This window comes from Curtobacterium sp. MR_MD2014, assembly GCF_000772085.1.
Lineage (GTDB): Bacteria > Actinomycetota > Actinomycetes > Actinomycetales > Microbacteriaceae > Curtobacterium.
Map to the genome: position 1 here is coordinate 3,388,457 of NZ_CP009755.1, position 19,808 is coordinate 3,408,264.

23 protein-coding genes are annotated in these 19,808 nt (G+C 72.6%); 6 read left to right on the top strand and 17 right to left on the bottom strand.

Features of this window, described 5'->3' with window-relative positions:
• Positions 1-26: 26 nt before the first annotated feature.
• On the top strand, positions 27-1,874 hold the full coding sequence (locus tag NI26_RS15745; RefSeq protein ID WP_081985159.1) for a BCCT family transporter: 1,848 nt from the start codon (positions 27-29) through the stop codon (positions 1,872-1,874).
• Between the two features lie 65 nt (positions 1,875-1,939).
• Here NI26_RS15745 and NI26_RS15750 read toward each other — a convergent pair whose 3' ends face one another.
• Positions 1,940-2,641 carry an SDR family oxidoreductase gene (locus NI26_RS15750; protein ID WP_066657422.1) on the bottom strand — a complete coding sequence of 234 codons (702 nt, stop codon included), beginning with the start codon at positions 2,639-2,641 and terminating at the stop codon, positions 1,940-1,942.
• A 93-nt stretch (positions 2,642-2,734) separates the two neighbouring features.
• Here NI26_RS15750 and NI26_RS15755 point away from each other — a divergent pair, with 93 nt between their 5' ends.
• Positions 2,735-3,121, top strand: a complete 387-nt coding sequence (locus tag NI26_RS15755) for a MerR family transcriptional regulator (protein ID WP_066658849.1) — start codon at positions 2,735-2,737, stop codon at positions 3,119-3,121.
• Positions 3,122-3,162: 41 nt separating this feature from the next.
• On the top strand, positions 3,163-3,987 hold the full coding sequence (locus NI26_RS15760) for a DNA-formamidopyrimidine glycosylase family protein (protein WP_066657424.1): 825 nt from the start codon (positions 3,163-3,165) through the stop codon (positions 3,985-3,987).
• Here the strand turns inward: NI26_RS15760 and NI26_RS15765 are convergent.
• Positions 3,945-4,496 (bottom strand): AAA family ATPase, encoded by a 552-nt coding sequence (locus tag NI26_RS15765; RefSeq protein WP_066657426.1) that lies wholly within the window; start codon positions 4,494-4,496, stop codon positions 3,945-3,947. The two genes, NI26_RS15760 and NI26_RS15765, sit on opposite strands and share 43 nt — an antisense overlap.
• A gap of 176 nt (positions 4,497-4,672) precedes the next feature.
• On the opposite strand from NI26_RS15765, the gene NI26_RS15770 reads away from it, so the two are divergent.
• Positions 4,673-5,074 carry an arsenate reductase ArsC gene (locus NI26_RS15770; protein WP_066657428.1) on the top strand — a complete coding sequence of 134 codons (402 nt, stop codon included), beginning with the start codon at positions 4,673-4,675 and terminating at the stop codon, positions 5,072-5,074.
• A 21-nt stretch (positions 5,075-5,095) separates the two neighbouring features.
• On the opposite strand, the gene NI26_RS15775 is transcribed toward NI26_RS15770, so the two are convergent.
• The 11 genes from NI26_RS15775 to NI26_RS15825 form a co-directional block, all read right to left on the bottom strand.
• Positions 5,096-5,482 (bottom strand): DUF1304 domain-containing protein, encoded by a 387-nt coding sequence (locus NI26_RS15775; RefSeq protein WP_066657431.1) that lies wholly within the window; start codon positions 5,480-5,482, stop codon positions 5,096-5,098.
• A 22-nt stretch (positions 5,483-5,504) separates the two neighbouring features.
• A complete protein-coding gene (locus NI26_RS15780; protein WP_066657433.1) occupies positions 5,505-5,762 on the bottom strand; it encodes a VanZ family protein in 258 nt (85 codons plus the stop codon).
• A gap of 27 nt (positions 5,763-5,789) precedes the next feature.
• Positions 5,790-6,506, bottom strand: coding sequence for an NUDIX hydrolase (locus tag NI26_RS15785; protein ID WP_066657436.1), 717 nt, complete (start codon positions 6,504-6,506; stop codon positions 5,790-5,792).
• On the bottom strand, positions 6,503-7,258 hold the full coding sequence (locus NI26_RS15790) for a copper resistance CopC family protein (RefSeq protein WP_066657446.1): 756 nt from the start codon (positions 7,256-7,258) through the stop codon (positions 6,503-6,505). Before NI26_RS15790 ends, NI26_RS15785 begins: the two co-directional genes overlap by 4 nt.
• Positions 7,259-7,337: 79 nt before the next feature.
• Complete coding sequence (locus NI26_RS15795) at positions 7,338-7,775, bottom strand: ester cyclase (protein WP_066657448.1); 438 nt, start codon at positions 7,773-7,775, stop codon at positions 7,338-7,340.
• Positions 7,776-7,940: 165 nt separating this feature from the next.
• Entirely contained in the window at positions 7,941-8,726 is a 786-nt protein-coding gene (locus NI26_RS15800) for a DUF4097 family beta strand repeat-containing protein (RefSeq protein WP_066657449.1), read from the bottom strand.
• A gap of 62 nt (positions 8,727-8,788) precedes the next feature.
• Entirely contained in the window at positions 8,789-9,451 is a 663-nt protein-coding gene (locus NI26_RS15805; protein ID WP_066657451.1) for a response regulator transcription factor, read from the bottom strand.
• On the bottom strand, positions 9,439-10,647 hold the full coding sequence (locus tag NI26_RS15810) for a sensor histidine kinase (protein WP_066657454.1): 1,209 nt from the start codon (positions 10,645-10,647) through the stop codon (positions 9,439-9,441). Before NI26_RS15810 ends, NI26_RS15805 begins: the two co-directional genes overlap by 13 nt.
• A 142-nt stretch (positions 10,648-10,789) precedes the next feature.
• Positions 10,790-11,641 (bottom strand): LamG domain-containing protein, encoded by an 852-nt coding sequence (locus NI26_RS15815; RefSeq protein WP_066657457.1) that lies wholly within the window; start codon positions 11,639-11,641, stop codon positions 10,790-10,792.
• The gene (locus NI26_RS15820; protein WP_066657460.1) at positions 11,638-12,519 is read right to left on the bottom strand and encodes a S26 family signal peptidase; all 882 of its coding nucleotides are present in this window, start codon (positions 12,517-12,519) and stop codon (positions 11,638-11,640) included. Before NI26_RS15820 ends, NI26_RS15815 begins: the two co-directional genes overlap by 4 nt.
• Before the next feature lie 294 nt (positions 12,520-12,813).
• On the bottom strand, positions 12,814-13,467 hold the full coding sequence (locus NI26_RS15825; protein WP_066658852.1) for a hypothetical protein: 654 nt from the start codon (positions 13,465-13,467) through the stop codon (positions 12,814-12,816).
• Positions 13,468-13,631: 164 nt separating this feature from the next.
• Here NI26_RS15825 and NI26_RS15830 point away from each other — a divergent pair, with 164 nt between their 5' ends.
• Both NI26_RS15830 and NI26_RS15835 read left to right on the top strand, forming a co-directional pair.
• The gene (locus NI26_RS15830; RefSeq protein WP_066657469.1) at positions 13,632-14,084 is read left to right on the top strand and encodes a MarR family winged helix-turn-helix transcriptional regulator; all 453 of its coding nucleotides are present in this window, start codon (positions 13,632-13,634) and stop codon (positions 14,082-14,084) included.
• 75 nt (positions 14,085-14,159) lie between these two features.
• The gene (locus NI26_RS15835) at positions 14,160-15,143 is read left to right on the top strand and encodes a TerC family protein (RefSeq protein ID WP_066657477.1); all 984 of its coding nucleotides are present in this window, start codon (positions 14,160-14,162) and stop codon (positions 15,141-15,143) included.
• 82 nt (positions 15,144-15,225) lie between these two features.
• Here the strand turns inward: NI26_RS15835 and NI26_RS15840 are convergent, their stop codons facing one another.
• The 4 genes from NI26_RS15840 to NI26_RS15855 are packed head-to-tail and all read right to left on the bottom strand — an operon-like array spanning position 15,226 to position 19,781.
• On the bottom strand, positions 15,226-16,326 hold the full coding sequence (locus NI26_RS15840) for an AI-2E family transporter (protein ID WP_066657481.1): 1,101 nt from the start codon (positions 16,324-16,326) through the stop codon (positions 15,226-15,228).
• On the bottom strand, positions 16,323-17,447 hold the full coding sequence (locus NI26_RS15845; protein ID WP_066657482.1) for a Brp/Blh family beta-carotene 15,15'-dioxygenase: 1,125 nt from the start codon (positions 17,445-17,447) through the stop codon (positions 16,323-16,325). Before NI26_RS15845 ends, NI26_RS15840 begins: the two co-directional genes overlap by 4 nt.
• A complete protein-coding gene (locus NI26_RS15850; protein ID WP_066657484.1) occupies positions 17,444-18,874 on the bottom strand; it encodes a lycopene cyclase family protein in 1,431 nt (476 codons plus the stop codon). Before NI26_RS15850 ends, NI26_RS15845 begins: the two co-directional genes overlap by 4 nt.
• Positions 18,861-19,781 (bottom strand): bacteriorhodopsin, encoded by a 921-nt coding sequence (locus NI26_RS15855; protein WP_066657486.1) that lies wholly within the window; start codon positions 19,779-19,781, stop codon positions 18,861-18,863. The genes NI26_RS15850 and NI26_RS15855 overlap by 14 nt, the downstream gene beginning before the upstream one ends.
• Between the last annotated feature and the right edge of the window lie 27 nt (positions 19,782-19,808).

A 19,808-nucleotide genomic window follows, 5' to 3' on the forward strand; every position in this document is an offset into this window, starting at 1 on the left:
CACAGCACATCAGGCACCATGGACGGATGGCCACCACCAGACCACCCGCAACCGCATCCGATCAACTCCGGCCCGGTGAGCCGGTCCGCACCACCCCTCAGCTCGCTCGTTGGGTCTTCTGGCCGGCCGCCGTGATCGTGCTCGGCTTCGTCGCCTGGACCCTCATCGCGCCGTCGTCCGCCGAGGCCGTGTTCACCGCACTGCAGAGCGGGATCGTCCGCAACTTCAGCTGGTACTACGTGCTCATCGCGGCGTTCTTCGTCGGGTTCTCGCTGTTCGTCGGCTTCTCGAGGTACGGCGACATCAAGCTCGGCAAGGACCAGGACGAACCGGAGTTCTCCACCGGCTCGTGGTTCGCCCTGCTCTTCGCTGCGGGCATGGGCATCGGCCTCGTCTTCTACGGTGTCTCCGAGCCGCTCAGTCACTTCGCCTCGCCCCGGCCCGGTGTCACGGGCACCGAGAACCAGCTCGCCCAGCAGGCGATGACCCAGACCTTCCTGCACTGGGGCCTGCACGCCTGGGCCATCTACGTCGTCCTCGGCCTCGCCCTGGCGTACGCGATCCACCGCAGGGGCCGCCCGGTCTCGATCCGCTGGGCACTCGAACCGCTGCTCGGCAACCGCGTCCGCGGCGGGTGGGGCAACCTCATCGACGTGATCGCCCTGATCGGCACGCTGTTCGGTGTCGCGACCTCGCTCGGCCTCGGTGTCATCCAGATCGGTGCCGGCCTCGAGAGTGCGGGTCTCGCGGAGAGCAGCACCGTCAGCCAGATCGCGATCATCGCGGTCATCACCGCCGTGACGATCGTCTCCCTGGTCACCGGTGTGACCAAGGGCATGAAGATCCTCTCGAACTTCAACCTCATCCTCGCGGCGGCACTGCTGCTCTTCATCCTGATCGTCGGCCCCACGCAGTTCCTGCTCCGCGACTTCGTCCAGTCGATCGGCGCCTACCTGCAGAACGTGGTGGGCCTGTCCTTCAACGTCACCGCGCAGCAGGGCGCCGCGGGCGAGGAGTGGCAGGGCGCCTGGACCACGTTCTACTGGGGCTGGTGGATGTCGTGGGCCCCCTTCGTGGGCATCTTCATCGCCCGGATCTCGCGCGGTCGCACCGTCCGTGAGTTCGTCTTCGGCGTGCTGCTCGTGCCGACCGCCCTCACCTTCCTCTGGTTCGCCGTCCTCGGCGGTGCCGCGATCCACCAGGAGACCGACGGCGCCGGCGGCCTCGTCGGCGCGGACGGCTCCGTCGACGTCGAGGGGTCGCTCTTCACGCTGCTCGCCGACCTGCCCGCGGGCGTCGTGCTGACGTTCGGCGCGATCCTGCTCATCGGTGTGTTCTTCGTGACGTCCTCGGACTCGGGGTCGCTCGTCATGGCGATGATCGCCTCGGGCGGTGACATCGAGCCGAAGAACTGGCTCCGCGTCTTCTTCGCGGTCGTCGCCGCCCTGCTCGCCGTCGCGCTGCTGCTGACCGGCGGGCTGAACGCGTTGAAGACCGCGGCGATCACCACGGCACTCCCGTTCAGTGTCGTGCTGCTCATGGTCTGCTGGTCCACCGTGATCGCCTTCAACCGGGAACGCCGGGCGTACGACAAGGCGGAGCGCGAGGTCCTGCTCGAGCACGTCGGCGCGTACTACGGTCTCGAGGTCGACGCACCGGAGCAGCGGCAGTCCGGTCGCCCCTGGGACCTGGTGCGCCGGATCCGCGGCGGCCGTGGGCGTTCCGCGTCGGCCGTCGGCGGGGTCAGCACCTCGCCGGATGCCTTCCCGGTGCACACGCAGACCGTCTCGCCGGACCCCGGCATCGACGCGACCCTCGACCCGGCGCCGGCGGACACGTCCGCAGACCGCCCGGAGGAGCGCCCCGGCTCCTGACGCGACCCGGTGACGGACGGGAGGCGCGGTGCCGGCTGGCACCGCGCCTCCCGTCCGTCCTGCCGTCAGCCGAGCTGCGCCGCGAGCACGTCCGGCGTCTGCTGGAGCGACGCCTTGACCATCGCGCTCCACTCGTCGACGACGACCTCCGCGAGCCCCTGCTCGACCCCGTCGAGCGACGCGCGTGCGACGTCGGCCGGGTCGGTCATGTGGCCGTCGTACCCGGCCATCATGTCGGTGTCGGCCGCACCGAGGTGCAGCCCCTGGACCGTGATCCCGGCGTCGCGCAGCTCGAGCCGGACCGCGTTCGTCATGTTCCACTCCGCGGCCTTCGCCACCCCGTAGGCACCCGACCCCGGGTACGCGAACCAGGAGAGCGCGGAGAGCACGTTGACCACCGCGCCACCACCGTTGCGTTCGATGACGGGTGCGAAGGCCCGCAGCATCGACAGGGTGCCCCAGAGGTGGGTGTCGAGCAGCCGGTGCGCGTCGGCGAGGTCGTCGCGCAGGAGCGAGCCGGTCCCGGCGATCCCGGCGTTGTTGACGAGCAGCGTGACGTCCTGCGCGGCGGCAGCCGCAGCGGCGACCGACGTCTCGTCGGTGATGTCGAGCGGCAGCACCTCGACGCCGTCGATGTCGACGAGCTCGGGGCGGCGAGCGCTCGCGTAGACCTTCGACGCGCCGCGCTCGAGCAGCTGGGTGACGAAGCGGCGGCCGATGCCCCGGTTCGACCCGGTGACGAGTGCGACGGATCCGGCGATGTCCATGGTGTCCTCCTGCCTGGCGGGTCCTTCCCGCTGCGGCTCGGCTACGGTAGGACCTCACATCGGTGTCAGGTGCAAGTGTGGATCGGAGACGACGTGCGGATCGGTGACCTCGCTGCGGCGACGGGTGCGAGCGTGCGCTCGCTGCGGTACTACGAGGAGCAGGGGTTGCTCAGCGCGGAGCGGACCGCGGGTGGCCAGCGGTCCTACGCGGCGTCGTCCGTCGAACGGGTGCAGCTCGTGCAGCAGCTCTTCGCCGCCGGACTCCCGAGCCGGACCATCGTGCAGCTGCTGCCGTGCGTCGACGCGGGGGTGGCGACGCCGGAGTCCTTCGCGCTGCTGGTCGCCGAGCGCGACCGGATCACCGCACAGCTCACGGAGCTCGAGGCCGCCCGCGACCGGCTCGACGAGGTCATCGCGATCACCGAGCACCCGACGCCCGAGCACTGCCCGGCACTGCGGGAGCACGCCGCCGCGGCCTGAGGGACGCCGACGCTGTCGGTGGCCCCGCCTAGCGTGAGGGCATGCCCGAGGGTGACTCCGTCCACCGCCTGGCAGCTCGACTCCGTGCCGTCGACGGGGCCCTGGTCGCCCGCGGCGAGCTCCGCGGCGGCGCCGACGCCGGCACCCCGCTCGGCGGCCGGCGCATCGTCGCCCACGCCACGCACGGCAAGCACCTGCTCACCCGGTTCGACGACGGCACGACGCTCCACACCCACATGCGGATGACCGGTTCGTGGACCACGACGGGTGCGGGGAAGCGGCTGCCGGTCCGCGCCGCGCAGGACGCCCGGGTGCGCATGGCCCTCGACGACGGACGGACGGTGTGGGGGATCGCGCTGCCCGTGGTCGAGCTGCTCCCCACCCGCGACGAGCACCTGGCGGTCGGGTACCTCGGCCCGGACCTGCTCCACGACGACTTCGACCGCGACGAGGCCGTCCGACGCTGCACGGCGGACCCGGACCTGCCCGTGCGCACGGTCCTGCTCGACCAGAGGCGCGTGGCCGGGCTCGGCAACCTCTGGGCGAACGAGCTCGGCTTCGTCCGCGGGCTGCACCCGGACCGGCCGATCGGCACGGTCGACGTCGGGACCCTGCTCGACACCGCGCAGCGGATGCTCCGCCACTCGGCGACGACACCGGACGCCCACCAGGTGACGACGGGGGTGCTCCGTCGTGGGGAGCGCCACTGGGTCGTCGGGCGGGCCGGTCGGCCGTGCCTGCGCTGCGGCACGCGGGTGCGCGCCCGCGACGACGTCGAGGTGGTCGGCTCCGCGCCCCGACGCGTCTGGTGGTGTCCCCGCTGTCAGCCCGCGGCGATCGGGCTCGCCGGGACCACCGCGGGCTGACCGTCCGCGATGCCCCGGGCGACCTGCTCGGGCGTGCGCCCGACGGTCGACACGACCTCGGCGGCCTCGTGCAGCCAGCCGTCCGCCGCCTCGGCGTACGGAGCGAGGCGGCTCATCCGGAAGGTCGAGTAGCCGACGACGGCGTCGTCCTCGATCCGTCGGCGCAGGGTGTCCTGGTCGGCGTGCAGCACGACGTGCCGCACCGGGATCCCGTGCTGCGCGAACCCGTCGGCGATCTCCCGCCAGTAGGCCTCGACCAGCACGGTCTGCGGCATGACGAGGGTGCCGCCGACCTGGTCGAGCACCCGTCGCGCGGTCTCGACGACGAGGGGGCGCCACGGGGCCCAGTGCTGGAAGTCCCCGTGGTCGGGCAGCGCCGGTCGGACGTCCATCAGGGCCTCGCCGATCTTCTCCGGGTCGAGCACGTGGGCGTCGGGCAGCATCGGCTGCAAAAGGCGGGCCGTCGTCGTCTTGCCGGCTCCGTGGGTGCCGTTGATCCACACGATCACCCCGCGGACGCTACCGCACCGACCCGCTCGGGTGGGTCACGATCTGGACGCGCCACGGGACGGACGGGAGGCACGGTGCCGGCCCGCCACGGGCCTCCGGTCCGCCGCCGGGCCCGTTCGTCCACCTCGGTGCGGCAGGATGACCCCACCCCGTCCCGACGACCCCCGGAGTCACCGTGCCCGACCAGAAACCCGCCGTCCTGTTCGTCTGCGTCCACAACGCCGGCCGCTCGCAGATGGCAGCCGGGTGGCTCCGGCACCTCGGCGGCGACCGTGTCGACGTCTTCTCCGCCGGGTCGGAGCCCGCCGACCGCATCAACGCCGTCGCGGTGCAGGCGATGGCCGAGGAGGGCATCGACATCGCGGGGGAGCAGCCCGCCGTCCTGACCACCGACGCGGTGCGCCAGGCGGACGTCGTCGTGACGATGGGCTGTGGGGACGCGTGCCCGGTCTTGCCGGGCAAGCGCTACGAGGACTGGGCGCTCACCGACCCGGCCGGCCTGCCGATCGACCAGGTGCGCCCGGTGCGCGACGAGGTCCGCCGTCGGGTCGAGGCCCTGCTCGCCGAGCTGCTCTAGACCAGCGCCGCGACCACTCGCTCAGACCAGCGCGGCGATCCCGAGCAGGAGCAGTGCGAGGAGCGGCAGCGCACCCTGCGTGGTGGCGGCACGGCGCTTCGTCGCGTCGCTCGTGAACAGCACCAGCGCGGCGGCGAGCATGCTCCCGGTGCCGGCGACGACGAGCGTCAGACCGACGGCGGTGCCGCCGGAGGCGACGACGACGATGCCGACCAGGACGAGCACGGCGAGGAACAGGTTGTAGAAGCCCTGGTTGAACGCGAGCGAGCGTGTGGCGGCGGCCTCCTGCTCCGAGGTGCCGAAGGTGTTCCGCGCACGCGGGGTGGTCCAGAGGACGGACTCGAGCACGAAGATGTAGACGTGCAGGAGCGCGGCGAGGGCGGCGAGCACCAGGGCGACGACGGTCATGCTCAGACCCTACGACGTCCGGTCAGCGACGTCGCGCGGCCCGGCGTCGCACGAGCCCGAGCGCCGCTGCCGCGAGCAGGCCGCCGATCACCGCACCGATGCCGTTCGTGACCAGGTCGCTCGTGTCGCAGGCCCGGCCGATGCCGAGCACGAACGCCTGCACCGCCTCGATGCCGGCGGACAGGCCGATGCCGGCAGCCGCCATCAGCAGCGGCCGGCCGGTGCGCAGCCCGGCCAGGAACACGACCGGGACGAGGACGCCGGAGGCGAGCCACGGCACCTCGACGAGCAGGGTGGAGAACAGGGGTCAGGTCCTTCGGTGCGCAGGGAGCGGGAGCTCGTGCCCCGCGTCCCAGGGCTCCGTCCAGCCGAGCCGGTCGAAGAGCGCGTCGAGCAGCATCGCCGTGAACCCCCAGAGCGTGTGCACGCCGTGGTCCGACCGTACCGTGAAGGCCGGCCCCCGCCACTCCCGGCCGCCGCGGCGGAGGACGGTCACCCCGCGGTTCGCCGGATCGAGCAGGTCGGCCACGGGCGTCCGGAAGACGGCGGCGGACTCCCGCTCGTCGACGACCCGCACGGGCGTCGGTTCGCGCCACCACCCGAGCACGGGCCGCACCAGGTGGTTCGAGTGCGCGAGCGGTACGGCGGGCAGTGCGCCGAGGACCTCGACACCGGACGGGTCGAGCCCGGTCTCCTCGCGGGCCTCCCGCAGGGCCGCAGCGGGCGCGTCGACGTCGTCCGGGTCGATGCGCCCGCCGGGGAACGCGATCTCGCCCGGGTGCGAGCGGAGGGTCGAAGCGCGGGCGAGCAGCAGGACGTCGAGGTCACGGTGCACGGCGTCGGCGACGGCGGGGCGTGTGCTCGGGGTGCGGTCGAGCACACCGAAGAGCATGAGCACGGCCGCCGCCCGGGGGTCCGGCGTGCTCGGCATCGCGGGCACGAGCGGGGCGGCGTCGGGACCGGCGACGGCGGCGAGCGCCGCGCGGGCAGCGTCGGCCGACGGGACCTGCGCCGGCCCGGTCACCGCCGTGTGCCGTCCTCGTCCGTGCCGTGTCCGACCGTGCCGTGCCCGACCGCGCCGTGCTCGCCGGAGTCGTGCCCGGCGGTGCCGTCCTCGACGTCCGGTCCCGCGGCGGAGACACCGTTCCGACGGGCCAGCAGGGCGCGGACGCCGACGACGCCGGCGAACACGACGACGACCAGCGCGACGATCAGCAGCAGGATCGTGTGGTGTCGGTGGTCGACCGGGGCGACGGCCGCCTGGGTGGCCGACACCTCGTCGGAGGTGCCGGACGCGGCGTCCGCCGTCGCCGTCGCGGTCGGCGCTGCGGAGGACGCAGCAGCGGTCGGGGTCGGCGTCTCCGCGATGCCCGAGGTCGTCGAGGAGTCGAGCGCTGCCGGGCCGCTCGACGCGAACCGGTACTCGCCGGAGATCGGGTGCCCGTCGACGGAGACGCTCCGCCACCGCACCGAGTACGACCCCGCTGCGGAGATGTCGAGGTCCTTGCCGATGGTGTTGCCCTCGACCGTGACCTCGCCGGACGTGTGCTCGGCGTCCTCTGCGTCGGTGACGCTGATCACGATGCCGGTCTGCAGGCCGCTGAGCGGCGGTTCGGAGAGGGTCAGGGTGATGCGGTCCAGGTCACCCGCGACCGTCGCGTCGGCCACCGGGTCGGACGCGACCAGCACGTCGTGGGCCGATGCCGGTCCGGCGACGAACAGGACGGGAGCGAGCGCTGCGACGACGACGGTGGCGAGGAGGGCTCGGAGACGCACGGGTGCCTTTCGACGAGGGCGGACCCGGCTGGTACCGGACGCCCCGAGCGTACCCGGGGCGTCCGGCAGAGCGGCCCGGTCAGCCCTTGCTGACGAACTGCACGTCGGACGAGCCGAGCTGCAGCTGCTCCTCGATGCCCTGCTGGTCCGTCGAGCCCCAGCGCTCCGCGATCCTGCCGTCGACGAACTTCGACACCTGGATGCCACGGACGGTGAACGAGCGTCCGGTCGGCTCGTGCCCCTGGAACGGACCCGTGTGCGTGCCGTGGATCGTGAACACCGCGGTGACGAAGTCGTCGGTGACGATCAGCGGGTCGGCCTCGAGCGTGACGTCGGGGAACGCCGTCGTGAACTCCGTCCAGAAGTCGACGATGCCGGCGAGTCCGGGCGCCTGCCCGGGTGCGGGGTCGTGGTCGACGACGTCCTCGTGCCAGGCCTCGTGCATGCGACCCCAGTCGCGGGCCTCGAGGATCCCGCCGAGCTTCTCCTGCGTGGCGGCGTTCGCGTCCTTGGTCATGTGGGTTCCTCCCGTGGTCGGACGGTGAGGGTCCTGGCTACGCCGGAGACCCCGGAACGACCCGGGTGTCCGAGGGACACGCTGTCCGATCGGCGAACGACGGTGGCGACGGACGGGAGGAGCGTGGCGACCCCGCCACGCTCCTCCCGTCCGTCCGCCGACCGGTCAGCGGCCCGTCCCGCGCTGGATCTCGACGTCGCCCGCCACCGCCGTGAACCGGTACTGCTGCGCGGCACCGGGGTCGGTACCGAGCTCGTTGTCGACGTCGCCGACGGTGGCCTCGGCGGTGATCCGGTAGTCGCCGTCCGGCAGGCTGACCACCTGGTCGCCCGACGTCGTCTCGACCGTGATGCTCCGCGGCGCCGCAGCGAGGGTGAGCTGCACGTCGCCCGAGGTCGCCTCGACGGCGAGGGCGTCCGCCCGCCCGTCGAGCGTGACGTCACCGGCGGTGCTCGTCAGTGCGACGTCACCCCAGCTGCCGGCGAGCAGCACGTCGCCGGCGGTGGCGTCGACCTCGACCGGGACGTCCGCGGCGTCCTCCGGCACCCGCACGGTCAGGTGGGCGCCCTGTCGGACCCCGACGGAGAGGTCGACGATGCTCCACGCCGGACCGGACACCGTGAGGTCGAGCACCCCGTCGCGGACCGCGTGCCGTTCACGGAGTCGGGTGTCACCGGCGACGAAGACGACCTCCGTGCGGTCCACGTCGACCCGCTCGACGCGGACGTCGGTTGCCCCGGTCTCGATCCGGATGCGGTCGAAGGACTCGTCGACGGCACTCGTCCGTGAGTGGTCCTGCCGGTCGCTGGCGGCGACGGACTGCACCACGACGACGGCGAGCAGTGCGACGAGCAGCACGGAGCCGACCACGAGCAGGACGGTCCGCAGGGTGCGGGGACGTCGGGGAGCCGGTGGGGGCGTGGAGCTGGTGGGCGGGGCGGTGGTCGTCACGGGGATCTCGTTCCTTCAGGTGCTGGTGCGGGGTGGGCGGGCGGGGCGGGGCGGGTGCGCGGTCAGCGTCCCCGGCCGGCGGCCTCGGACAGGTAGCGGAGCACGGCGAGCACGCGGCGGTTGCCGGTGCCCTCGGCCGGGACGCCGAGCTTCGTGAACACGGCGGAGGCGTGCTTCTCGACCGAGCTCTCGGTGATGTGCATCGCAGCGGCGACCGCGCTGTTCGACCGACCCTCGGCCATGAGCTGCAGGACCTGGAGCTCCCGCGGGGACAGGGTGTCGATGCCGTCCGTGCGGCGCGAGCGAGCGAGGATCTGCGCGACCACCTCGGGGTCGAACACGGTGCCACCCGAACCGACCCGCGCGACGTCACCGAGGAACTCGTCGACCTCGACCACGCGGTCCTTGAGCAGGTACCCGAGTCCTGCGGTGTCGCTCGTGATGAGGTCGGCCGCGTAGCGCTCCTCGACGTACTGGGAGAGCACGAGCACCGCGACCCCGGGGTGCTGCGCGCGGATGAGGACCGCGGCGCGCACCCCCTCGTCGGTGGAGGTCGGGGGCATCCGTACGTCGACGATCGCCAGGTCGGGGCGGTCGGCGGCGACGGCGTCGAGCAGGGCGGGAGCGGTGTCGACGGCCGCCGTCACCTCGTGCCCGGCGTCGGTCAGCAGGCGGACGAGTCCGGCCCGCAGGAGGACGGCGTCCTCGGCGATCACGATGCGCACGGGAGCTCCACGGTCACTCGGGTCGGGCCGCCGACGGGGCTCTCGGTCAGCAGGGTGCCGCCGGCGGCGCGGACGCGGTCGCGCATCCCGCTCAGTCCGCCGCCGGGGTGACCGTCGGTGCCGGCGCCACCGACCCCGTCGTCCCACACGACGGTCCGGACACCGCCGGGCACCTGGTCGACGGTGACGGAGCACCGCGTGGCACCGGAGTGCTTCGCGACGTTCGTCAACGCCTCGGCGACGGCGAAGTAGAGGACCGCCTCGACCTCGGGCCGCGGTCGACCGGTGAGCACCACGTCGACGGTCGTCGGGACGGCGTTGCGTGCGGCCACGGCGGACAGCGCGGCGTCGAGCCCCCGGTCGGTGAGGATCGCCGGGTGGATGCCGCGGGCGAGCTGTCGGAGCTCGGTGATCGAGTCCTTCGCGTCGCGGTGCGCCTGGTCGAGGAGCTCCCGGGTGGCCGCCGGGTCGCTGTCGAAGCGCGACCGAGCCATGCCGAGGGTCATCGCGAGCGCCACGAGCCGGGGCTGGACGCCGTCGTGCAGGTCGCGCTCGATGCGGAGTCGTTCGGTGGTCGCGGCGTCGACCGCACCCTGCCGGGCGTCGGCGAGGGCGTGGATGCGGTCCTGCAGCGCCGCGGTCCGGCTGGAGCCGAGGAGCAGCGGTGCGAGCGCCCGGTCGAGACTGCCGGCGCCCCACACGTAGAGCACGGTCACCACGAGGAGCACCACGCTCGCCGCGACACCACCGGCCGTGCCACCGGGGAGCAGTCCCGGCAGGGGACCGGATCGAGCCGTCGTCACGATGAACGGAGCGAGCGTCACGAGCGAGAGGAACCCCCACCCGAGGACGGTGGACACCAGGTGGTGCGCCAGCGCCCGCCAGGTCACCGGGTCGGCGAGGTCGACGAACGCCTGCACCACGGGACGCCAGAGCCCGGTCGTGCGGGTCGCCCGGCGGATCGGCCGCGGGATCTCGACGTCGCGGAGGGCCGCGGCGCGGCGGCGCTCGAGCTCGGCGGCCCACCGGGCCGTCAGGGTCGTGGCCACCAGCAGGAGCACCCCGACCCCGGCGGCGGGGATGCTGCCGATCGAGGTGGCGAGGAACGTGACGAGGAGGACGGTCCAGACGAGGCCGAGGAACGCGTCGAGGAGGAGGTCCACGGCGGAGCTCCAGAGGGCGATCGCTTTCTGCACGGCTTCACAGTAGGGGCGGACGCGAGCACCGCTCGACGGTGGTGACCGCACGATCGGGTGGGGGTTTCCCCCACCCACCCACGGACGGACGGGAGGCGCGCGGCGTCCCCGCCACGCGCCTCCCGTCCGTCGTGCTGGTGCGTCAGCGACCGGCGGCGTGGTGGTTCGCGACCTGCGTCGCGGACAGCTCCGTCGAGTAGACCGCGGCGTACCGCATCGACCCGGTGAAGTACTCCCTGGACGGCGCACCCGGCCACCCGCTGATGGTGTCGTACCCGATGCGGAAGTACCCGGTGTAGTTCTCCGGGGCCTTGAACGCGGTGTTCGACGCGACGAGCGTGCCGTCCAGGTACAGGCGCATGCCGTTCGTCGGCGACATCGTCGACACGACGTGGTGCCACGCACCGTCGGTGACGGCCTTCGGCGAGGTGACCACCTGGGTCGTCCCGTTGTACGACCCGAACACGAGCTGCCCGGCGCTGTTCACGTAGATCTGCCGGTCGTGCTGCCCCGAGGTGGCGACCTGGTTGCTGCCGAAGCCGATGAGCAGTCCACCGGCCACCGTGGTGCGGAACCAGACCTCCTCGCTGAAGGTCGTCGGGTTCGCGTAGGCCCGCGGCGTCGAGACGAAGCTCGTCGACCCGTTCAGCGTGTACGCCGGACCACCGTCGCGGGAACACGCTGCCGGGTTCGCGGTCGTGGTCATCGACCCCTGGTAGGTGCCGGCGTTGCCCTTGCCCGACGAGTCCGCCGCGGTCCGCGACCCGGAGGCCTCGTCGAGGTCGTACGCGAACAGCGCGCCCGCAGCGTCGGCGCGGGCGGCAGCTGCGCAGGTGAAGTACGGCGCGGTCGCCGCGGTGTTGCCGGTGTTGACGACGGTCGCACTGTACGCGGAGCGTGTCGGGGCGAACTGGTTGAGCAGCACGACCACGGCGAGGGCGACGACGAGCAGTGCGGCGACGACCCGGCCGTCGCGGAGGCGAAGGGCCCTCACGAGGCACGCACCGGTTCGACACGGCCGACGGCCAGGCAGAGCACGAGCGGCACGAGGCACACCAGGACGAGCGCGGCCCAGCCGACCGGGTCGAGGTGGATGTTCGAGGTCAGCTGGTAGTGCCCGTTCTCCGTGAGCTCGTGGATGACGACGCGTCCGACCTGGCCGTCGACCAGGTGCACGGTGGTGCCGCCGTGGGCCTCGACGCGGACGGGGAACATCCCGGAGGAGACGATGGTCGCCTCGACCCCCTCGGGGCTCGAGGTGTTCGTGATCGTGGTCACGTTCACGAACGGCTTGAGGACGAAGGCGGCGTACGAGGTCGTGAGGGCACCACCGGCGATGCGCAGGCAGGTGCGGGTCACGCGGTCGGTGAAGGCGCTGGTGAGCGTCCAGATCAACAGGGTGCCGACGAGCAGGATCGGTGCGGCGCGGAACAGCCAGCCGAGGTGGGGCACGAGGAGCACCGGTGCGCCGATGACGTCGTGCTGCGTGAGCGTCCACGGGTCGGTGGCACCGTTGATGTCCCCGCGGGTGTGCAGGCCCTGCGCGTCGATGCCGATGATGCGGTGCGTGTAGACGACGCCGGGGTTCGCATCGGTCGCGAACGAGACGACGTCGCCGACCGCGAGCGTGTCCACGTCGACCGGCATGTCGAGCACGAGGGTGCCGACCGGGGCGGCCACGCCCATCGAGGGCGTCTCGACGACGAACCAGCGACCACCGGCGGACAGGAACAGCACCGCGGCGGTCAGCAGCACGGCGGCGACCGCGGCGACCGTCCAGGCGAGGACGGTCTCGGAGCGGCTGACGGCACGGCCACGCAGGACCGGACGGTCGAGCGTGCCGCTGAGCGGGATCGCTGCGGTCTGGCTCATCTGCTGCTCCGGTGGGGTCGGCCGCCCCGGAGGGACGGCGGGTGGTGCGGGTGCGGGGAGTGCGTGGGGAAGGGGGGCGGCGCTCGGGCGTGGGGGGACGTCCGAGCGCCGCCGGGGTGGACGCGTCCGACCGGACGGGGGGATGACGGTCGGACTGCGCCGGGGGTGACGTCACCCGGCCGGAAGGGGGGAGGCCGGTCGGGGGGCGTCGGTCTGTGGAGTTCGGTCTGGGAGCGGGGGGTGCTGTGCCGGCGGGACGGGATCAGGGCGTCACGCCGGCTCGCTCCCTGCGGGTCAGGCGGTGAAGGTCCAGGTCATCGGGACGGACGCTGCGAGGCCCTGGTACGTGTTGCCGGCCGACGGGTCGAGGGTGACCGCGAAGTTGAACGGCACGGTGGCGCCGGCGGCGGGGGCCTGGGGCATCGTGAAGGACGAGGCCGGCGCACCCTTGAAGCTGGCGAGGGTGCCGGTGAAGACGGTGGTCGAGCCCGAGGTGATGACGAGGTTCATCTTCGCGCACAGGTCGGTCGCGGTGCCGTTCTGCGTGCCGTTGGCCGACTGCGTGCAGGTCGCACCCGGGGTCAGCGTGAAGGTCGCGGCGTTCGCGGTACCGGTGTTCTTGATCGAGATCGCGGTGTTGACGGTGTTGCCGGGCGTCATCGTCGTGCTGCCACCGAACTTGTTGATGGTGGAGCAGGTCGCCGCGTTCGTGGAGACCGAACCACCGTCGGTGCTGAGGCAGGTGACGGTCGCGCCGGCGTTCTGCTCCTGCATGACCAGCGTGCCGGTCGCGGCGGTGTTGCTCGAGTTGGTGATGCTCGCGGCGAACCCGGAGAGGGTGCCGGTGAGCGAGAGCGACAGCAGGACGGCGGCGAAGATGCCGGCGAGGAGTGCCACGGGGGCGAAACGGATCCGCTTCATCGCGGAGGTGCGGAGCTTGGTGGACACGGTGTACCTCATCGTTCGGTGGTGGTGCGGGCAGTGGGAGCAAGAGGTTCGGGCTCACTTGCTTCAATGATCAAGATAGTCAGTCGTTCACCAATTTGACCACTCGTATACTTACCCCAGAGCGGGGGACGCCCCGTGTCCCCCCTTCGACGGAAGCAGGTCCCGTGGCCCCCTCCACCGACGACGCCGACCTGATGGCGGCGTTCGCCGCGGTCGTCCGCGCGAACACGAGCCTGGTCGGCCAGCTCAGCGCGCGAGCCGGCATCCACGAGAACGCCCTGCGTGCGCTCGTGCTCGTCAGCGACACCGGGTACTCGACCCCCACCGAGGTCGCCGGCTACCTCGGACTGACCTCGGGTGCGGTGACGAACATGATCGACCGCATGACGGCCGCCGGGCTGATCGAGCGCGCACCCAACCCCGCGGACCGACGGGGATCGCTGCTGCGCCTGCTCCCGGCTGGCGACGCCGTCGTCGACGACTACCGCGCGCGCTACGGCGCGATGCTGCGCGCCGTCGACGGCGCGCACGGCGGCGAGCTCCACGAGGTGCTGAACTCCCTGGCGACCAGCCTGTACGAGCAGGCGGCCGACGCGATCGGCGTCCGCGGGGACTGAGCCGGGACGCGACGGACGGGAGGCACGTCGCGGGCCCGCCGCGCGCCTCCCGTCCGCATGCCCCAGACTGGAACGATGCCCCAGCTCCCCGTCGTCTTCGAGGTCGGCTCCATCATCGCGCTCGTCGCGATCCTGCTCGTCGACCTGCTCATCGTCGCCCGCCGACCGCACGTCCCGAGCCTGCGCGAATCGGGCGCGTGGGTCGGTGTCTACGTGGGGCTCGCGCTCGTCTTCGCGGTGCTCATGCTGGTCTTCGCTGGCGGTGACGCCGCGGGGCAGTTCGTCGCCGGCTGGCTGACCGAGTACAGCCTGAGCATCGACAACCTGTTCGTCTTCGTCATCATCATGGCGCGGTTCAGCGTGCCGAAGGCGATCCAGCAGGAGGTGCTGATGCTCGGCATCATCATCGCCCTGGTCCTGCGCGGGGTGTTCATCCTGGTCGGCGCGCAGCTCATCGAGGACTTCACCTGGATCTTCTACCTGTTCGGCGCGTGGCTCATCTGGACCGCGATCCAGCAGCTCCGTGAGGACGACGACGAGGAGCAGCAGGACAGCGCCCTCGTCCGCCTGCTGCGCCGTCGGGTGCGCATCACGGACGAGTTCGACGGCATGAAGTTCCGCGTGTCCCAGGACGGGGCGAAGCACTTCACTCCGCTGCTCATCGTGCTCATCGCGATCGGCACGACGGACCTGCTGTTCGCGCTCGACTCGATCCCGGCGATCTTCGGCATCACCGAGAGCGCGTTCATCGTCTTCACCGCGAACGTGTTCGCCCTGATGGGCCTGCGGCAGCTGTACTTCCTGCTCGGCGGGCTGCTCGAGCGCCTGGTCTACCTGAAGTACGGGATCGCGCTCATCCTGGCGTTCATCGGCGTGAAGCTCGTGCTGCACGCCCTGCACGAGAACGAGCTGCCGTTCCTCAACGGGGGCGAGGGGTTCTCGTGGGCGCCGGAGATCCCGACGTGGGTGTCCCTCGTGGTGATCCTCGTCGCGATGGCGGGCGCGACCGGTGCGAGCCTTGTGCGGATGCGGCGGGACGCGGCGGTCAGCGGGCGCTGACCCTCCGGGTCGCGGTGGTCGGTCGGCGCTGAGCGGGCGGCCGCCTCAGGCGGCGGGCTCCGGCGTTGAGCGGGCGGCCGCCTCAGGCGGCGGGCTCGGCGCTCTGCGGGATCGGCAGGGCGATCTCGACCTCGGGGTCGTCCTGCCGGGCCGCCCGGATCATCGAGTTCGCGGTCGCGGCGAGCGGTACGGCGAAGAACCCACCGGCGATCCCGCCGATCGTCGTGCCGGCGATCACCGCGAGCAGCACCGCGAGCGGGTGCACGGCGACGACGGACCCGGTCAGGAACGGGTGCAGCACCTGGCCCTCGAGCTGCTGCACGAGCACGACGACCCCGAGCATGACCAGGGCGAACACCCAGCCCTTGAACAGCAGTGCCAGGAGCACCGCGACGGCCCCGGCGGCGAAGGCCCCGACGACGGGGATGAACGCCCCGACGAACACCACGACACCGATCGGCCCGGCGAGCGGCACCCCGAGCAGGAACGCGCCGAGTGCGATGCCGATCGCGTCCGTCGCCGCGATGACGACCTGCACGCGGATGAAGTGCGTCAGGGTCGTCCACCCGGCCTCGCCGGCGACGCCGATCCGGTGCTGCGCGGCCCGGGGGAAGAGTGAGACGACCCACTCCCACATCCGACGACCGCCGGTGAGCGCGAAGATCGTCACGAAGGTCACGATGAAGAGCCCTTCTCCGAGGTGCACGAGGGTGGCGCCCGCGACGACGACGCCCTGCCGCAGTTCGGCGGCGTGCTGCTCGACGAAGGTCCTGGCGTCCGTCGAGAGCGTGTCGAGGTCGACCGACGGCAGGCCGAACGGCGGGTGCCGCAGCAGGTCCTGCACGGTGCCGATGAGCGCCACCGTGCGGTCCTCGAGGCTCGGGAGCTGCTCGCTGACGCGCCAGACGACCAGGAAGACGAGCAGGGCGATCCCGACGACGAGCGACAGCAGCGCGAGGACGATCGCGAGCCACCCCGGGACACCGTGACGCTGCAGCAGGGCACTGAAGGGCACGAGCAGCGCGGCGACGACCAGCCCGATGAGCAGGGGCACCACGACGTTCGACAGGGTGAAGGCGATCCACCCGACCAGACCGACGGCCGCCGCGATGACGAGGATGCGACCGGCGAACACCGCGCCCGTGCGCAGGCCGGACGGGCGGGGAGCGGGTGTGGTGGTCACGGGGTGTCCTTCGTTCGGGGTGCTGGTGCCGGGGGATCGGTCGAGCGCTCGGCACGGGGGTGCGCCACGTGGTCCGGTGTGCGTCGGGACCAGGTGCGCTGCACGTGGTCCATCCACGTGACGACGACGGTGTGCGGGGTGGTGAGTGCCGCGATGAGCACCAGGTAGACGCCGAGGTCGGCTCGGCGGACCACGACGGCGAGTGCCACGAGCATCGCCACCGCGATCGCGGTGATCGGCCACGCCTGACGGGCGAAGCGGAGGAACGGCGCGAGCAGCCGCCCGCGGTGCAGCTGTCCCGCGCTCGTCGGCTCGGTCAGCTCGAGGCGCAGGATGTGCCGGACCGCGTGCCACAGCGTGAAGTAGAGGCCGACCGCGAGCACCGGCGGCACGTCGGCGAAGAACGCGACGAGCACGAGGTCCTCGGAGACCTGCCGCCAGCGCGGTCCGCCGGCACGGGCGACGACCACGACGTGCAGCACGACGAGCGCGGCGACCAGGACGGCGCCGGCGAGCCGGACCGCGCCGGGCACCACGAGCACGGCGCCGTCGAGCCCGCCGTCGACCACCGCCGCCGACTCGACGACCACGTGCGCGGCGGCACCCGGCTGCGCGACGAACGGCACGGTCATCGGCAGGGCTCCGCGCACCGCCACGGTCAGGCTGGACCCGAGCGCGCCCGGCACGCCGTCGCCGAGGAGCCGGTCGACGAACAGGTCGCCCTGCCCCCAGTGGAACCAGGTGATCCCGACGAACACCGCGAAGCCGAGCAGCGGTGCGGTGGTCCAGAGCGCGACCGTCGCCGCGCCGACGACGAGGTAGAGCGCCACGACGGTGACGACCGACCGCGCGGTGCTCGTCCCCGGGCGCAGGCGCGCGGGGACCAGGTGGTCGAGGGCGCCGTGGGGGAGCCCGAAGACCAGCACGCTCACCGCGAAGGGCACGAGCTGCACCGCCACGGGGACGGCAGCGCCGCTGAGCGTCGTGACGGCGCAGGCGAGTGCGACGAGCGCGAGCACCGCGGTCACCGGCGCGAGCACGCGGTCGGCGACCCAGGTGCGGAGCGCGGGCGGCGCCGCGAGCCCGCGGTCGGGCAGGACGCCCGCCGGCACCGCGGTCACGATCGGCCCCCGGACCGGACGGCCGTGTCCCGGTCCGTCCGGGTCCGGGTCCGGGTCCGGGTCTGGGTCTGGGCGATCGTGTCCGGGTCCGTCCGGGTCCGGACGACCGTGTCCCGGACGGTCCGCGCCAGTGCCGCCAGGAACGGGCGCTTCTGCAGCGCCAGGACGATGCGCAGCTCGTCGATCAGGCCCGACCGCTCCGACAGGAACCGGACGACGAGGGGACCGGGCAGCGCGAAGAGCCGCCGGAACGCCTCCGCTGCCTGCTCCGGCCGGTCCCGCAGGAACCGCAGGAACACCGCGTCGAGGAAGCGCGTCCGCCACCCGTCGACGAACGGCGGCACCGCGGTCCCGGCGGCGAGGTGCTGCGCGACGACGGCGCTGTGCCGGTTGCTGCGGGCGAACCCGTAGCCGCTGCTCGGTCGGGTCGTCCCCACGACGGCGGTCGCTGCCGACCACCGGGCGTCGGGCCGTGCGGGTGCGTCGGTCATCGGGATGCACCCGCGTTCCTCGTCGACCACGCGCCACTCGTCCGGACGGAGCCCCCACCGTCGCCCGACGTAGCCGGCGACGTGGCCCTCGTGGTCGAACGGGTCGGCGGCGTCCGGGGTGAAGACCGTGCTCTCGACGAGCGCCTCGGTGGGGGAGACCGGCAGGACGTAGACGAACCGGACCGGTCCGGCGGCGTCCTGCCCGGTGAAGTCCATGAGCGTCGCGGTCGACGTGTCGAACACGGGTCGGTCGGCGGTGACCCAGTGTCCGACGAACCGCTGGTGCAGGAGCACGCGGCCTGCTCCGACGTGGTCCGGGCACCGGGGTCCACGGGCGTCGAGCACCTGCCGTGCGCGCACCGTCCCGAGTCGGGAGGTCACGACGCACCCGTCGTCGGTGCGCACGACCGTCGAGACGGGGGCACCGCCGACGACGCGGACGGTCCCGGCGGTGTCGTGGCCACCCGCGGCGATCCGTCGCTCGGCTGCCTCCCGACGATCGGCGGCCCGGACGAGCACGTAGGGGTGTGCGGGGTCGGTCCCGGTGCTCGTTCCGTGGTCCGTGCGGACCTCCCACCGGTCCCAGCTCGCCGACCGCGCCTCCGGCAGGGGATCGCTGCCGTCGTCCCACGAGCACCACGAGCGCGGGTCGGGCGTCGAGCGCCCCTCGAGCACGAGGACGGTCGGTGCGCCCGCGGAACCGGCCTCGGCACCAGCACCGACACCGGCACCGGCCCCGGCCCCGGCCCCGGTCTCGGCCTCGGCCTCGGCCTCGGCCTCGGCGAGCCGGATCGCGGTGGCCAGGCCGGAACAGCCGGCCCCGACGATCGCGACGTCGACGGTGCCGGGCAGTGCCGGACGGACGGGGCCGGGGGCCGGAACGCCGTGCGCTCCGACCCCCTGGCTGGTCGCGACCGTCGAGTCAGCGACGAGCACGCTGCGCACCGGGGGCGGCGGTGGCGTGCTGCGAGTGGTGCGCCGTGGCGGTGTTCGGGAGCGTGCCGTCGGAGAGCTTCTCGGACGAGATCCAGAGCGCCTCGGGGAGGGTGTCGACGCCGGTGCGGACGTCCTCGGCGGAGCGGAGCTTGGCGATCTTGTGGATCATCGAGCCGAAGCCGACCTTCGCGACGATGTCGGCTGCCGACAGCACGATCTGCATCCACGTGATGACCGCGCCCCCGTGCCCCCAGCCCTGCAGGCCGAAGACGACCGGGTACGCCATCCACGTGACGATGAGCAGGATCCCGGCGTTGCGGAGCGTCCCGGCGGCCTCGGTCCCCTTGAGGTCACGGCCGCCCTTGACGACGACGTAGACGACGAGGACGTACAGGACCACCATGAAGACGCCGGAGATGACGCCCCAGGTCCAGAGCGCACCCGTGTTCGTGCCGGAGTCGATGACGACGCCGCCGACGAAGCCGGTGCTGATCATCAGGAACGCGGCGGCGATGCCCACCGCACGCAGTCGACGGGCCGCGGCACCGGCGAGGGTGGCGACGGCGATGAGCTCGATCACCAGCAGCGGCACGGTGACGGTCCAGTCGAAGTAGCGCGGCGCCCAGGACAGGATCGCGTTCGCGTTCGGTACCCAGGACGCACCCTTGCGGTCGTAGCCGATCGCGAACTCGAGCACGAGCAGGACGTACGACAGGAACGCGATGCCGGTGATGCACAGTCCCGCGTACACGCCGCTGCGGTACCGGCCGGTGACCTCGCTGACCGAGACCCACGACTTCACGAAGAACGCGAAGAGCGCGAGTCCCGCGACCGAGAGTGCGTAGACGATGAGCGTGTGCTCCGCGAGCGTCAGCGTCGCGTTCCACGGAGCGAGTGCATCCGACATGGGGGTCCTTCCGGGGGATCGAGGGCC